Consider the following 12955-nt stretch of genomic DNA (forward strand, 5'->3'; position numbering starts at 1 on the left):
ACTCCCACGGATCATTCCGCCGTACCGACGTGGCCAAGAGTTCACTTTCCGGACCCAGTCGATTCACCGGCGGCATTGTCCCGGGATGCCTGGACGGGGAAGAGTAGTCCGCGTCCGCACAGCAGAACACCAGCACACGCGACGACAGGAGCGGTAACCCCCATGCGCGACGCCTTCCACGAGGAGCTCGACTCGATCAGCGAGACCCTGGTCGAGATGACGCGGCTGGTCGGCTCGGCCATGGCCCGGGCCACCACCGCGCTCCTGGACGCGGACCTGACCCTGGCCGAGTCCGTGATCGACGCCGACGACAAGGTCGACGAGCTCCAGCACACGCTGGACGACAACAGCTTCGACCTCCTGGCCCGCCAGCAGCCGGTGGCCGGCGACCTGCGCACCATCATCACCAGCCTGCGCATGAGCGCTGACCTGGAGCGCATGGGCGACCTGGCCCGGCACGTGGCCAAGGTGGCCCGCCGCCGCTACCCGCAGTCGGCGATCCCGCCGGAGATCCGCGGCACCATCGTGGAGATGGGCGACATCGCCTCCGAACTGGTCGCCAAGGTCGGCTCGATCATCGCCGCCCGCGACGTCGAGGCCGCGCTGGCCCTGGAGTCCGAGGACGACGAGATGGACCGCCTGCACCGCGGCCTGTTCAAGTCGCTGATGGACGACAAGTGGAAGCACGGCATCGAGACCGCCGTCGACGTCACCCTGTGCGGGCGCTACTACGAGCGGTACGCCGACCACGCGGTGTCGGTGGCCAAGCGCATGGTGTTCCTGGTGACCGGCGAGCACCCCGAGGCCATCAGCTGAGCGAATCGCTCACCGAGACACGGCTCCGGCCGGCCGCCGGGAACGGCAGCCGGCCGGGGCCGTGTCTTTTCGCTGGTCAGCGGGTCAGTACAGTGCGGCCAGCTTTTGGACGTCGGCGATCACGGTGGCCACGTTCGGCGCCTTGACGATCGCCATCGCCTGCTGCGGCGTCAGCCCGGGGCCCTGAGGCCCGGTCTCGGTGGGCTTGCCCATCTGCGTCGGGTCCACCGACGTGCCCAGCTCCGACTTGCCGAAGACATGGATCACGACCGACGAGTCGGCGGACTTCCCGGTCCATCCCCCGTACACACCGAGCCGCGCTTTGCTGTCGGGGCCGACCGTGCTTCCGAGCCCGTCGCCGCTGTACGGAGCGAAGCACAGCGACTGGGCCGGGCAGGAGATCTGCTGGTCCTTGCCCAGGAGACTGAACCACTCGAAAGTGTTGACCCCGCCGGGGCCGACGAGTTCGAGCCCACCGGGCGCGCCCGGGTTGAGCTTCAGCCGGAATCCCGGCGGCAGGGCCTTCTGCGCCTCGGCGTTGATCTTCGCCTCGGTGGCGTACCGCTGCCGGACCGCGTCGGCCGAGGCCGGGACCGACGGGTCGAGAAGCTGCCGGAGCTTGGCGAACGCCGGCGACTCCACCATGTGCTGGAAAGCCGTGGGGCTGATGGGAGTGGTACTGCCGGAGCCGTAGAGATAGAAGTGGAACGCCTGCTTGGAGTCGGTGGGTGTGAATTCGTACCACGCGGAGAACCCGTGCTGCGGTGACTCGGTGCCGCCCTGCACAACCGCGACCCGGATCGTGCCGCCGGCCACTGCGATCGAGGGGGAAGACGCTCTCGCGAAGGCGCTGGCGTACCCTGCCGCGTCGGTGTTGTCGAAGCGCAGGGGGTAGTCGTCGCCTCCGGAGCGCAGCACGATCCCCGGCACGTAGTCGCCGGTCAGCATGGACGAGCCACCGGCGGCCTGCGTTTGGTTCGGGCTCACCGTCACCCCCGCCGGGAGCAAGGGGCGGAACACCGACGGCAGCTGCTCGACGATCTCCCGCTGCCGGTCCGCGTAGGTGGGACCAGTGTCCTCATAAGCCTGCGGCGCGATGTTCGCGGTGGGGTCCGGGCCGAGCGACCAGTCGCCGCCTCCCGTCCTCGGCCCGCCGCCGGCCATCGCGACAGCCCCGCCGACCACCACGAGCACGCTCAGCGTCGCCCCGGCGACGGTGAAGCCCCGGCGGCGCGTCACGGCCATGCCCTGCGCGATCGCGCCGTCTGCCAAGTCGGTGCGGTGCATCGGCTCCGGCTCCTCGAAGAGCCGGCCGATCATGTCGTGGACCATCAGGTCCGTGGTGTCTCGGTTCTCTGAGTTAGCTGGTGTCATTTCCAACTCACCTGGTTTCTACGGAGTCGGGAAGCAGGCTCGCGAAGTCGCCCAGCCGCTCACGCAGCTGCGCCAGCCCGCGCGCGGACATGCTCTTGACGGTGCCCGGGCTCATGCCCAGCGCGGCCGCCGTCTGCTCGACGCTCTGGTCCTCCCAGTAGCGCAGGGCGACGACCGCGCGGGTGCGCGGGGCCAGCTCGGCCAGCGCCGCCAGGATCGTCAGCCGCATCGCGGCGTCGCCCTCCTGGACCGGCCGGTCGATCAGCGCCTCGATCGAGGCCGCCTCCCGCTGCCATTTGCGGCTGTCGAGATAGCAGCGGTAGACGACGCGGCGCGCGTACGCGTCCGGCATGTCCACCAGCCGCACCCGCTGCCAGGCCCGGAAGATCCGCTGATAGGCGGTCTGGACGAGGTCTTCGGCAAAGTGCCAGTCGCCGCACAGCACATAGGCCGAGCGCCTCAGGTGGCCCTGACTTCCCGTGACGAAGGCCCGGAATTCCTCTTGGTACTCCGGGCTGGTGCCTTTCCTGAGAGATCTCACGCAGATATAACCCGCGTCTGCGCGCTCGGGGTTCTAGCGCCTCTCCGTACTTTCTCCGGGCCCTTTCTCATAACGGCTCTACGCCTTCTCCAACGCCAGGTGACGCAGGTATTCGCCGAGCTCGGCCGGGTTCCCGTCGGTCCGCTCCCGGGCCGCCGGCCGGCTCCGCGCCGGCCGGTCCCCCGCCGCCTGCGACAGCCAGACCGCCTCGCCTCGGGTGAGCGCAGGCAACGTCTTCTCGACGTCCTGCACCGTGCGCGCCGGCAGGTTCCCCCGCAGGGACCAGGACGCGGTACCGCCCTCGGACACCTCGATCTCGGCCTCCGCCGCGATCAGCGCCGACAGCACCGCCGACACCGTGTCCGCCGGGACGTCGAGTTCGAAGGCGTGGCAGGGCTCGTGGACCTCGGTCCCGGCCTCGGTCAGCGCCCGCATCAGCACGAACGGCGCCAGCTTCCGGAAGTCGGCCGCGGTGCTGGTCACCGAGCAGAAGCCGCTGTGCACCATGGTCACCGCCACGTCCGTCACCTCCCAGCCGTCGAGCCCCTGGTCCAGTGCCCGCAGCACGGTCTCCTCAGTCGCCCGGTGGTACACCGGCGGCAGCGCGCCGAGCTCGGTCTCGTAGCGGAACACCCGGCCGCTGCCCGCCGGGCCCCGGGCGACCCGGAATCCGAGGGTCGCACGGAACCGGGTGCTCGGGTCGTGGGTCATGTCCTCGCGGTACTCGCCGACGCCGACGGGGCGCTCGGTGTAGACGGTCCGGCTCGGCTCGAAGAGCGCCTGGACGCCGTACTCCTCGGCCAGCGTCGCTGCGACGACCTCCTTCTGGACCTCGCCGTAGAGGAGCACCGAGCTTTCGCCGCCGGGCAGTGCGCGGGTGCGGATCAGCGGGTCCTGATCCGCCATGGCGACCAGGGCGGCGTGCAGGCGGGTGCGGTCGCCGTCCGCCGCTCGGACCACGGTTTCCAGGCTTGGTGTCGCGAAGTCGGCGGCGGTGTTGGTGGCGGTGTCGGCATGCACAGCTCGGTCGGTCTCGCCGGATCCGAAGCGGTCGCCGACCCGGATCCCGGGCAGCCCTCTGACCTTCGCGATGTCGCCGGGGCGGGCCTCGTGGGCGCCGTGGAGTCCGACCACCTCCAGGCCGGTGACCGTGCCGAACTCGGTGCGGTCTCGGACACGGAGGACACCGTTGCGCACGCGTACGTAAGCGATCTTCTCTCCCGCACGCCCGCGCTCGATGGCGAAGACGGTGCCGCGGGTCTCGCCGTCGGCGTCTCCGCCGGCGCGCGGCAACAGATCACGTACTCCGTCGACGAGTTCGGCGACCCCGACTCCGGTGATCGCCGAGCCGAAGTAGACCGGGTACGCGCGGCCGAGCGCCGTCTGGCGCGCCAGGGCTGCGCGCAGCTCGGACTCGACCGGGAAGCGGTCGTCGACCAGGGCGGCCAGGATGGCGTCGTCGTGTTCGGCCAGCCGCTCGGCGTCGGCAGTGCTGAGGATCGCGGACCGCACACGCGCCACCTTCGTCCCGGCGTCCTCGGCTGCGGTCACGGCGACGGCGCCGGGCGTCAGCAGCCTGCGCACGTCCGCGAGCAACTCGTCGTGCCGCGCCCCGACCCGGTCGATCTTGTTCACGAACAGCAGCGTCGGCACCCGCAGCCGCCGCAGCGTCTTCATCAGCCGCCGGGTGTGCGCCTGCACCCCCTCGACCGCCGAGAGCACGAGCACCACGCCGTCCAGCACCCCCAGCGCCCGCTCGACCTCGGCGACGAAGTCGGAGTGCCCGGGGGTGTCGATGAGGTTGACGCGCAGATCCCCGACGCCGAACGCGGCGACCGCGGACTTGATGGTGATCCCCCGACGCCGCTCGATCTCACCACGGTCGGTCTGCGTGGTCCCGGCATCCACACTCCCGAGCCGGCCAATGACCCCGGTCTCGAAGAGCAGACGCTCGGTCAGGCTGGTCTTACCCGCGTCGACATGCGCGAGGATTCCGATGTTCACAGTGGGCACGGTTGGTTGCGTCCTCGAAAGCTCGATCCATAGGGGAAACGAAGATTTCGGAACGACGGCGCATGCCCATGGCCTTTCCAGAGAACGACAGTGCCGCCGTGCAGGCTCGCACGACGGCACCGGTGGGGCAAACGATTATTCGGCGCTGCTTTGCCCTGGCTGCTATCAGGCCCTGACTTCTTCCAGCCGGGCTGATTCCAGCTCGGACTACTTCTTCCCCTGGTTCTTGACCGCCTCGATCGACTCCGCCGCGGCCGCCGGGTCCAGGTACTCGCCGCCGGTCTTGGTCGGCCGGAAGTCGGCGTCCAGCGTGTAGAGCAGCGGGATGCCGGTGGGGATGTTCAGGGCGGCGATGTCCGCGTCGGAGATGCCGTCCAGGTGCTTCACCAGTGCGCGCAGGGAGTTGCCGTGCGCGGCTACCAGGACCGTGTTGCCGCCGCGGAGGTCCGGGACGATCGCGTCGTACCAGTACGGCAGCATGCGGCCGACGACGTCCTTCAGGCACTCGGTCTGCGGGCGCAGCTCGGTCGGGAGGCCGGCGTAGCGCGCGTCGTCGAACTGCGAGTACTTGTCGTCCACGGCGAGCGGGGGCGGGGGGACGTCGTAGGAGCGGCGCCAGAGCATGAACTGGTCCTCGCCGAACTCCGCCAGGGTCGCGGCCTTGTCCTTGCCCTGCAGGGCGCCGTAGTGCCGCTCGTTGAGGCGCCAGCTGCGGCGCACCGGGATCCAGTGGCGGTCGGCGGCCTCCAGCGACAGGTTCGCGGTGCGGATCGCGCGGCGGAGCACCGAGGTGTGGACCACGTCCGGCAGCAGGTCGTGCTCGCGCAGCAGTTCGCCGCCGCGCACGGCCTCGGCCTCGCCCTTGGCGTTGAGGTTGACGTCCACCCAGCCGGTGAACAGGTTCTTGGCGTTCCACTCGCTCTCGCCGTGGCGGAGCAGGATGAGGCGGTATTCGGCGGTCATGGCGCCAGCCTACTTCGGGGGTTCGATCCCGTTCTCGTCCCGGGTGTCGGGTGTCCGCTCGATGAGATGGCGGAACGCCGCGAGGTTCGCCAGCGACTCCCCGCGGGAGGTCCGCCACTCCCACTCCCGGCGGATCGCCGAGGCGAAGCCCAGCTCCAGCAGCTGGTCGAAGGACGAGTCGGAGGCCGCGACCGCCTCGCCGAGCAGCTGGTCCACGGTCTCGGCGGTGATCAGCCCGAGCGGCAGCCGGCCCACCAGGTAGACGTCGCCGAGCCGGTCCAGCGCGAAGGCCAGCGAACCGAGCCGGGTGTTGCGCTCCAGGAGCCAGCGGTAGACGCCCTCGTGGTTCTCGTCGGGACGGCGCGCCACGAAGGCGTTGAGCGACAGTGTGTGGTCGCCGACCACCAGCGAGCACGTGGTCCACAGCTTGTGCTCGCCGGGGAGCTTCACGACGAACGTGCCCTCGTCGGGCTGCTCGTATTCGACTCCGGCGTCGGCCACCGCGTCCCGTACCGCCGCGCGCGCCGCGGCCTTGAGGCTCTCTCGATCACCACCCATGGGACGACCTTATTGCCGCCGCGGCGCCGGGCAACTCCCGCCCTACTACTGCGACCGCTACTGCCCGGCGCACAGCTCCCGGTACCGAAGTGCGCGCAGATCCTCGATCGAGCGGCTGTAGACGTCGGCGGTCGCGGCCGCGGTGGCCGACCAGCCGAACCGAGCGGCGTGCTCGACGGCGTTCTCCCCGTAGTCGGCCAGCAAGTGCGGCGCGTCGAGCAGCCGGGCGGTCGCCGTGGCGTAGTCGCCGGGGTCGTGCCCGGTGACCAGCGTGCCGGAGCGGCCGTCGGCCACCGCGGTGGCCAGCCCGCCGACCCGCGCGGCCACCACCGGGGTGCCGCAGGCCTGCGCCTCGATCGCGACCAGCCCGAAGGACTCGCTGTAGGAGGGGACGACGGCTATGTCCGCGGCCCGGTACCAGTCGGCCAGCCGGGTCTGGTCCACCGGCTTCACGAAGCGCACCACGTCCGCGATGCCGAGCCGGCGCGCCAGCCGGTGCAGGTGCGTGGGCTCGGCCAGCCCGGACCCGCTGGGCCCGCCGACCACCGCGACGACCAGCTTCTCGCGCCGCTCCGGGTCGCGGGCTATCAGCTCGGCGGCGGTCCGCAGCAGCACGTCCGGGGCCTTCAGCGGCTGGATCCGCCCCACGAACAGCAGGACCGAGGCGTCCGGCGGCAGCCCCAGCGACTCCCGGGCCGCCCGCTTGTCCCCCGGACGGAAGCGGTCCAGGTCCACCCCGGGGTTCACGGTCGAGACCCGGTCGGGGTCGGCGCCGTAGAGCCGCACCAGTTCCGAGGCCTCCTGGTCGGTATTGGCGATCAGCCGGTCAGCGGCGTCCACCACCTGGTCCTCGCCGACCAGCCGGGCCGTCGGCTCGGGGTCGTCACCGAGCGCGAGGGCGGCGTTCTTCACCTTGCCGAGGGTGTGCATGGAGTGGATGAGCGGGACGCCCCACCGCTCCTTGGCCAGCCAGCCCACCTGGCCGGAGAGCCAGTAGTGGGAGTGGATCAGGTCGTAGTAGCCGGGCTCGTGCATGGCCTCGGTCCGCAGGACGCCGGAGGTGAAGGCGCACAGCTGCCCCGGCAGGTCCTCCTTGGACAGCCCCTCGTAGGGACCGGCGGTCACGTGCCGCACCAGAACCCCGGGCGCGAGATCCACGGCCGGCGGCAGCGCGCCGGTGGTGGCCCGCGTGAAGATCTCCACCTCGATGCCCAGATCGGCCAGCCGGCGCGAGAGCTCGACGATGTAGACGTTCATGCCTCCCGCGTCGCCGGTACCCGGCTGGTGCAGCGGAGAGGTGTGCACGGAAAGGAGCGCCACACGCCTGGGCAGCGATTCCACGGCGCTCTACCTCCTACATCGGGGCCATCCGGGGGCGTCGTCGCAGGCACGCAACCGGGCCACGCGAACGTGGCCGGCGGCCGTGGCCGACAACGATGCAACGGCAGGACCTCGGCGGCGCATTCCCGGCGGGACGGGCGCCACCCGGCGGTCCGATCATCGGATGACTTTACGGGGCAGCAGCACGGCGGGCTCAAACGCGACTGACCTGTGAGACGGGCAGCTTGAGCACGCACACCCGGCCACGGCCGCCACAGGGGAAGCCCTGCGGGACGGCTGCGTGTGAGGAGGAACACGCCAGGCGCGAAGCGGCGGAAGGAGCCCCGAAAAAGGACCCGGCCCCGCACAACCGATCACGCGGGGACGCGAACGGAGCGGGGCCGGGCAGGCGCGCGGGTCTGCACTCGCACACCGCCGAGGGTCGGGCTCCCTCGGAGGGCTCTCAGAGTGGCATGTCCGATGTCAAAACCACATAAGAAAATTGACTACGCATCGTAGTAGATACCTGGCACTGGGCCTCCCTCCGCAGGTCAGAGCCCAATCCGGCGGCGTATGGCGCGGGGGTGGCGAGTATCGGTGTCTTTATTTCGGGCGGTTTTTCGGGGCCCCGAAGGGCATCCGGCGGGCCCGCGAGGCCGATCGGAGCAGCGCCGCCAAGGGAACCGCCACCGGAAAAATGCCGCCAGGGATTGGGTGGTTTTGCCGTCGCGGAGGGTTGGCGGACGCTGGGCCGTCGTCGCGCGGTTACGGAGCGGAGGCCGCAGGACGGCCCCTCCCGCCCAGGCCTCAGCTCCAGTCGAAAGTCAGCAGCGCGAGCCGCTCGACAGGCTCGAAGAACAGCAGAATCCAGTCGGCCCCGCTACGCCGGTAGTGCCAGCCCGGCACCGCCGCCACGAACCGGAACGGATTCCCGGCCGGGCTCACGGGCCACGCGATCCGGTCGTCGTGCTCGATGTCGAACAGATCGGGCTGAGCCCAGTTGCCGTGCGCGTCCGCCTCGCCGCCGAGTTGCTCCAAGAAAGCCACCGCCTCGGCCCCGTCGAACTGCGGAGAGCCGTCCTCGCGCCGCATGAGCAGGACGCCTTCACGGCGGAAGGCGTCCCGGTGTGCCAGGTAACTGCGTTCCTCGGACTCGCAGTGCTCGTCGAGCTGCGCACGGAACCCGGGCCAGGGATCAGGCAGCTCCTCGGGGGTCGTCGCCCGCGCGAAGTAGCGCCAGTCGCCGAGCAGACGGTAGCGGTCGTCCTCCATCGAGAAGCCGAGCCAGTTGGTTTTCTGCAGGGGCGAGTGGAAGGCCTCCGTGTGGTCGCCGAGATAGCCCTCGGACGGCTCCAACGGGCTGACCAGGTGGATCCACCCATGCCAGGCCGCGTCCACCCCGGCGAGGTCGATCGAGATCAACGGGTGCAGGTGCTCGGCCAGTCCGGCCTGGTCGGCGACGAACACCTCCGCGGGCTCGGGGTAGACCCGCAACCCCGCCCCGGCCGTCATGACGTCTTCCTGCATCGTGAACCTCCACCGCTGTCCCCCCCCGGTATTCGGCCGAGGCCGCCGGGCTGTAGATCGATCGGGGGACAGTCAACCGTCCCCATCGGACACTCGGGCGGTCAGCGGCGGGCGTCGCAGTGCCCTCCATCACATCAGCAAGCACCCGCTTGCAATTGCAAGCACCCGCGTGCGACCCTGAACGCATGCCCCACAACCCCCTGGGAGCTATCCCGATCGGACCGCTCGGCGAGTACATCCGCGAGCAGCGCCGCAACGCGCAGTACTCCGTGCGGCAGCTGGCGCAGGCCGCGGGGGTGTCGAATCCCTACCTCAGTCAGATCGAGCGGGGGTTGCGGAAGCCCAGTGCGGAGATCCTGCAGCAGTTGGCCAAGGCGCTGAGGATCTCGGCCGAGACCCTTTATGTGCGGGCCGGGTTGCTGGACGGGGGCGTCGACGTCGATGGGGACGCGGCGACCGACGGCCATGATGTGCGCTCCGCTGTGGCGGGCGATCCGTGGCTCAACGCGCGGCAGAAGCGTGCGCTGCTCGACATCTATGAGGCGTTCCGTATTGAGAGCGCTCGGGATGCGGCGGTGTCTGATGAGCTGGCTGCCCAAGACGACGAATCCACCGAAACCACCCATGGTCCGGCGAAGGCCGGGCTCACCGAGCAGTGAATCGAGAGGCATCTCATGAACCTCGTGGACAACGCCCGTAAGACCGTGGCGACCACCGTCACCAACCCCAAGCCCTTCTACTTCGCCGCCGGTGTCGGTGACGCCGCCGTGTCGGCGCTCAAGGACGCCCCCTCGCTGCTGAGCGAGGCCGGGGGCAAGGCCGGCGAGGTCGCCACCTCCGTGGCCGGGAAGGTCGCCGGGGTCGCCGAGACCGTGCAGTCGAAGATCGCGCTGGGGCAGCTGCAGGACGACGCCAAGGCGCTGCGCGACCGCATCGCCGAGCCGGACCTGCGGGCCGCCCGGGAGAAGGCCCAGACCCTGCTGCTCATGCAGGTCGGCCGGGCCCTGGAGGTCGCGGGCAAGGCCGTGGAGACCTACGACGGCTACTCCGAGCGGGGCAAAGCCGTCGTCGAGCGCGTGCTCGCGGGCCGGGTCACCGAGGTCGAGGTCGTCGCGGTGCAGGAGACGGGCGGCGCCGAGCCGGTGCGGGTCGAGTCGGTCGTGGTGATCGAGGACGACGAGCCGAAGACCGAGGCCGCGGCCAAGCCCGCCGCCACCGCCGCCCCGAAGACCGAGGCCCCCGCCGCCGCGCCGAAGGCCGCCGCCGAGCAGCCCAAGCCCAAGACCGCCGGCAGCACCGCCAAGAAGGCCGCGCCCCGCCGCTCCGCCAACGGCAGCGGCGCCAAGAAGGCCGACCAGGCCTGAGCGCCGCGGCGGACCGTCGACGGACCGTCGACGTTCGGCGATCCGTCGACGGATCGCGTCGGTAGATCGTGAGGAGACTGGGAACGAGCCCGCCGGTCCCGTACGTTGAACCTAACGACCGGCAGGCCTCCCGGCCGCCACCCTAGAAGGAGGACGGCGACATGATCGGCTCCGCCCTGCGCGACGGCCTCTCCAGTTTCCTCGCCATCATCTCCCTGGCCGTGCTGGTCGGGCAGGTCGTCGTGCTCGTCGACGCCGCCATGCGGCGCGAGGACGCCTACCGCGCCGCCGGCAAGCTCACCAAGCCCGGCTGGCTGATCATCCTCACCGTGGCCATCGCCGCGAACCTGATCCTGGGCCTGCTGTTCACCATCGTCGGCGTGGTCGTCGCGATGGTCTACTGGGTGGACGTCCGCCCGGCCCTGAAGGAAGTCTCCGGCAGCAAGCGCAAGAGCGGTAGCAACCAGGGCCCGTACGGCCCCTGGTGAGGACCCTGACGCTGCCCTACGCCGGCCCGGCCGGCGGCGGGACCGTCGAGTACGCGTGCGCCGGCGCCGAACACGGCGCCGGCGTCAGCACTCCCGCCGACACCCCCGCGCCGCCGACCACCCTCTTCCTGCACGGCCTGGCCGGCTCCATCGACGACACCCGCCCCCTGGCCTCCGGCGTCCCCGGCCGCAAAGTCTTCGCGCACCTGCCCGGCCACGGCCGCTCCACCGGCCCGGATCCGCTCGGCTACGACACCCTCGCCGCGGCCGCGCTCGCCGTCGCCGACCGCGAACACGCCACCGCCGCCCTCGGCGTCTCCCTCGGCGCGGCCACGCTCCTGCGCATCCTCAGCCGCACCCCCGACCGCTTCGAGCGCGTGGTGCTCTACCTACCGGCCGTCGCCGACGTCCCGCGCCGCCCCGAGGCCGTCGCCCCGCACCGCGACCTCGCCGACCGGCTGGCCGCCGCGGACGCCCCGGGCGTCGCCGAGGCCCTGCTGCGCACGCAGCCGCTCGCGGTCCGCCACACCCGCATCGCCGAGTCCTGGGCCGAGCGCCACGCCAAGGAGCTCATCGCCGAGGACGGCGACCCCCGACGCTGGCTGCCGCTGGCCGCCGCCGTGCCCCTGGATCCGCAGGGCCTGGAGCGGCTGCGCGCCGTCCGGGTCCCGGTCCTCGTGATCGCCCAGGAGGGTGACCCGGCGCATCCGGTCGAGGCCGCGCGGCGCGTCGCCGACGCGCTCCCGACAGCCCGCCTGATCGTCTTCGACGAGGCCGGCGCACTGTGGGGCCATCGCGCCGAACTCAGGGAACTCATCGCGGGATTCCTCACGTCGACAGATGCTCTTCAGCGTTGATGTACGTTCGGTAACACACCGGCCTCGACCTGCGATTTCTTTTCTCAGGGTTTTCTCACAGCGGTCTCAGCGAAACCGTGGGACTGCCGGGTCATAGTTGTCTCACCCCCGAAAAACCCGGGAGAGCCCGACTCCCGGACGGTGTGGCTGCTGACGAGACGGCCATGCTGGGCCCCGGTCCTTTGGGACCGGGGCGTCGGGTCAAATTTCAGGACCAACCGCCCGTCCGGCGAGGCCGCTCAGCCCTCCTCCCTGAGCCGCGGCCACGCCGGGCGGGCGGTTCGGCGTTCCCGCAGATGATTGCGGTGTTGCCTCGGATGAACACAGAACGGTCTCCTTTAAAGCCCGCTTAACGGACTCATGCTCTGATGACTCCAAGCGTCGCGGCGTGGGCGGGCCTGGGACGCCCCCCGCCGCGGCGCTCCACTCCTTCAGCAGCAGGTCAGAGCCCGTACCCGCGCGCTCGCCGAGCGCGCGGGAATCCTCGCGGACAGGCCGCTCGCATACGGGATCCTCACGCCTGCCGAGCCCGCCGCGCTCCCGCCGGACTCTCTTCCGGCGTCGCGAGGTGACCACGGGTCAGCAGCTTCAGCGCCTCCAGCAACACCGGGCGCATCTCCTCCGGCAGCGAGCCGATCGCCTCGGCGTGTACACGGTCGACGATCTCCTGCGTCCGCTTCGCCATCTCGGCGCCGGCGTCGGTGACAGCGATGATCCGGGCCCTGCGGTCGGTCGCTGAGGGACGGCGCTCAGCCAGGCCCGCCTTCTCCAGGGCGTCGACGGTCACCACCATCGTGGTCTTGTCCATGTCGCCGATCTCGGCGATCTGGATCTGCGTGCGCTCCTCCTCCAGCGCCTTGACCAGCACGCAGTGCATGCGCGCGGTCATGCCGACCTCGGCCAGCGCCGCGGCCATCTTGGTGCGCAGCACATGGGAGGTGTGATCGAGCAGGAAGGACAGGTCGGGCGCCGTGCACGCGACGGCGCCTGCGGGACGCGCGGGGGCCAGGGAGGTCATGGCGCCAGTCTACTCCGCGAGAACTCCACCAGCAGATCTTCCCGAGAGGGATTGTCTGCTTCAAGACTATCCGCTACGGTCATTCATGACGGCATGCGGTGCAGCTCAGCAGGCCG

Annotated in this window: 13 protein-coding genes; 5 read left to right on the plus strand and 8 right to left on the minus strand. The window is 70.8% G+C overall.

Features of this window, described 5'->3' with window-relative positions; translation table 11 throughout:
- Positions 1-162: 162 nt before the first annotated feature.
- Positions 163-816: a phosphate signaling complex protein PhoU gene (gene phoU / locus ABH935_RS34410; protein ID WP_370382130.1), complete on the plus strand. Its 654-nt coding sequence runs from the start codon at positions 163-165 to the stop codon at positions 814-816.
- A gap of 84 nt (positions 817-900) precedes the next feature.
- Here phoU and ABH935_RS34415 read toward each other — a convergent pair whose 3' ends face one another.
- The 7 genes from ABH935_RS34415 to ABH935_RS34445 form a co-directional block, all read right to left on the minus strand.
- Entirely contained in the window at positions 901-2190 is a 1290-nt protein-coding gene (locus ABH935_RS34415) for a hypothetical protein (RefSeq protein ID WP_370382131.1), read from the minus strand.
- 7 nt (positions 2191-2197) lie between these two features.
- On the minus strand, positions 2198-2731 hold the full coding sequence (locus ABH935_RS34420) for a SigE family RNA polymerase sigma factor (protein ID WP_370382132.1): 534 nt from the start codon (positions 2729-2731) through the stop codon (positions 2198-2200).
- Between the two features lie 78 nt (positions 2732-2809).
- Positions 2810-4744 (minus strand): GTP-binding protein, encoded by a 1935-nt coding sequence (locus ABH935_RS34425; protein ID WP_370382133.1) that lies wholly within the window; start codon positions 4742-4744, stop codon positions 2810-2812.
- Between the two features lie 207 nt (positions 4745-4951).
- Complete coding sequence (locus ABH935_RS34430) at positions 4952-5707, minus strand: phosphoglyceromutase (protein WP_370382134.1); 756 nt, start codon at positions 5705-5707, stop codon at positions 4952-4954.
- 9 nt (positions 5708-5716) lie between these two features.
- Entirely contained in the window at positions 5717-6265 is a 549-nt protein-coding gene (locus ABH935_RS34435) for a YbjN domain-containing protein (protein WP_370382135.1), read from the minus strand.
- 57 nt (positions 6266-6322) lie between these two features.
- Positions 6323-7606, minus strand: coding sequence for a D-inositol-3-phosphate glycosyltransferase (gene mshA, locus ABH935_RS34440; protein WP_370382136.1), 1284 nt, complete (start codon positions 7604-7606; stop codon positions 6323-6325).
- A 786-nt stretch (positions 7607-8392) separates the two neighbouring features.
- On the minus strand, positions 8393-9112 hold the full coding sequence (locus tag ABH935_RS34445; RefSeq protein ID WP_370382137.1) for a hypothetical protein: 720 nt from the start codon (positions 9110-9112) through the stop codon (positions 8393-8395).
- 185 nt (positions 9113-9297) lie between these two features.
- Between ABH935_RS34445 and ABH935_RS34450 the strand changes: the two genes are divergently transcribed.
- The 4 genes from ABH935_RS34450 (at position 9298) to ABH935_RS34465 (ending at position 11821) form a co-directional block, all read left to right on the plus strand.
- On the plus strand, positions 9298-9771 hold the full coding sequence (locus tag ABH935_RS34450; RefSeq protein WP_370382138.1) for a helix-turn-helix domain-containing protein: 474 nt from the start codon (positions 9298-9300) through the stop codon (positions 9769-9771).
- A 15-nt stretch (positions 9772-9786) separates the two neighbouring features.
- Complete coding sequence (locus ABH935_RS34455; protein ID WP_370382139.1) at positions 9787-10476, plus strand: hypothetical protein; 690 nt, start codon at positions 9787-9789, stop codon at positions 10474-10476.
- A gap of 161 nt (positions 10477-10637) precedes the next feature.
- Positions 10638-10964: a DUF2516 family protein gene (locus ABH935_RS34460; RefSeq protein ID WP_370382140.1), complete on the plus strand. Its 327-nt coding sequence runs from the start codon at positions 10638-10640 to the stop codon at positions 10962-10964.
- Entirely contained in the window at positions 10961-11821 is an 861-nt protein-coding gene (locus ABH935_RS34465; RefSeq protein WP_370382141.1) for an alpha/beta fold hydrolase, read from the plus strand. Before ABH935_RS34460 ends, ABH935_RS34465 begins: the two co-directional genes overlap by 4 nt.
- Positions 11822-12335: 514 nt before the next feature.
- Here the strand turns inward: ABH935_RS34465 and ABH935_RS34470 are convergent.
- A complete protein-coding gene (locus tag ABH935_RS34470; RefSeq protein WP_370382142.1) occupies positions 12336-12839 on the minus strand; it encodes a MarR family winged helix-turn-helix transcriptional regulator in 504 nt (167 codons plus the stop codon).
- Positions 12840-12955: the final 116 nt, after the last annotated feature.

This window comes from Catenulispora sp. GAS73, from assembly GCF_041262085.1.
Lineage (GTDB): Bacteria > Actinomycetota > Actinomycetes > Streptomycetales > Catenulisporaceae > Catenulispora.

Excerpts from the sequence above, each read along its gene's own strand:
- phoU (WP_370382130.1), top strand. The coding sequence starts at position 163 with ATGCGCGACGCCTTCCACGAGGAGCTCGACTCGATCAGCGAGACCCTG.
- ABH935_RS34415 (WP_370382131.1), bottom strand. The coding sequence starts at position 2,190 with ATGACACCAGCTAACTCAGAGAACCGAGACACCACGGACCTGATGGTC.
- ABH935_RS34430 (WP_370382134.1), bottom strand. The coding sequence starts at position 5,707 with ATGACCGCCGAATACCGCCTCATCCTGCTCCGCCACGGCGAGAGCGAG.
- ABH935_RS34435 (WP_370382135.1), bottom strand. The coding sequence starts at position 6,265 with ATGGGTGGTGATCGAGAGAGCCTCAAGGCCGCGGCGCGCGCGGCGGTA.
- ABH935_RS34445 (WP_370382137.1), bottom strand. The coding sequence starts at position 9,112 with ATGCAGGAAGACGTCATGACGGCCGGGGCGGGGTTGCGGGTCTACCCC.
- ABH935_RS34450 (WP_370382138.1), top strand. The coding sequence starts at position 9,298 with ATGCCCCACAACCCCCTGGGAGCTATCCCGATCGGACCGCTCGGCGAG.
- ABH935_RS34455 (WP_370382139.1), top strand. The coding sequence starts at position 9,787 with ATGAACCTCGTGGACAACGCCCGTAAGACCGTGGCGACCACCGTCACC.
- ABH935_RS34460 (WP_370382140.1), top strand. The coding sequence starts at position 10,638 with ATGATCGGCTCCGCCCTGCGCGACGGCCTCTCCAGTTTCCTCGCCATC.
- ABH935_RS34470 (WP_370382142.1), bottom strand. The coding sequence starts at position 12,839 with ATGACCTCCCTGGCCCCCGCGCGTCCCGCAGGCGCCGTCGCGTGCACG.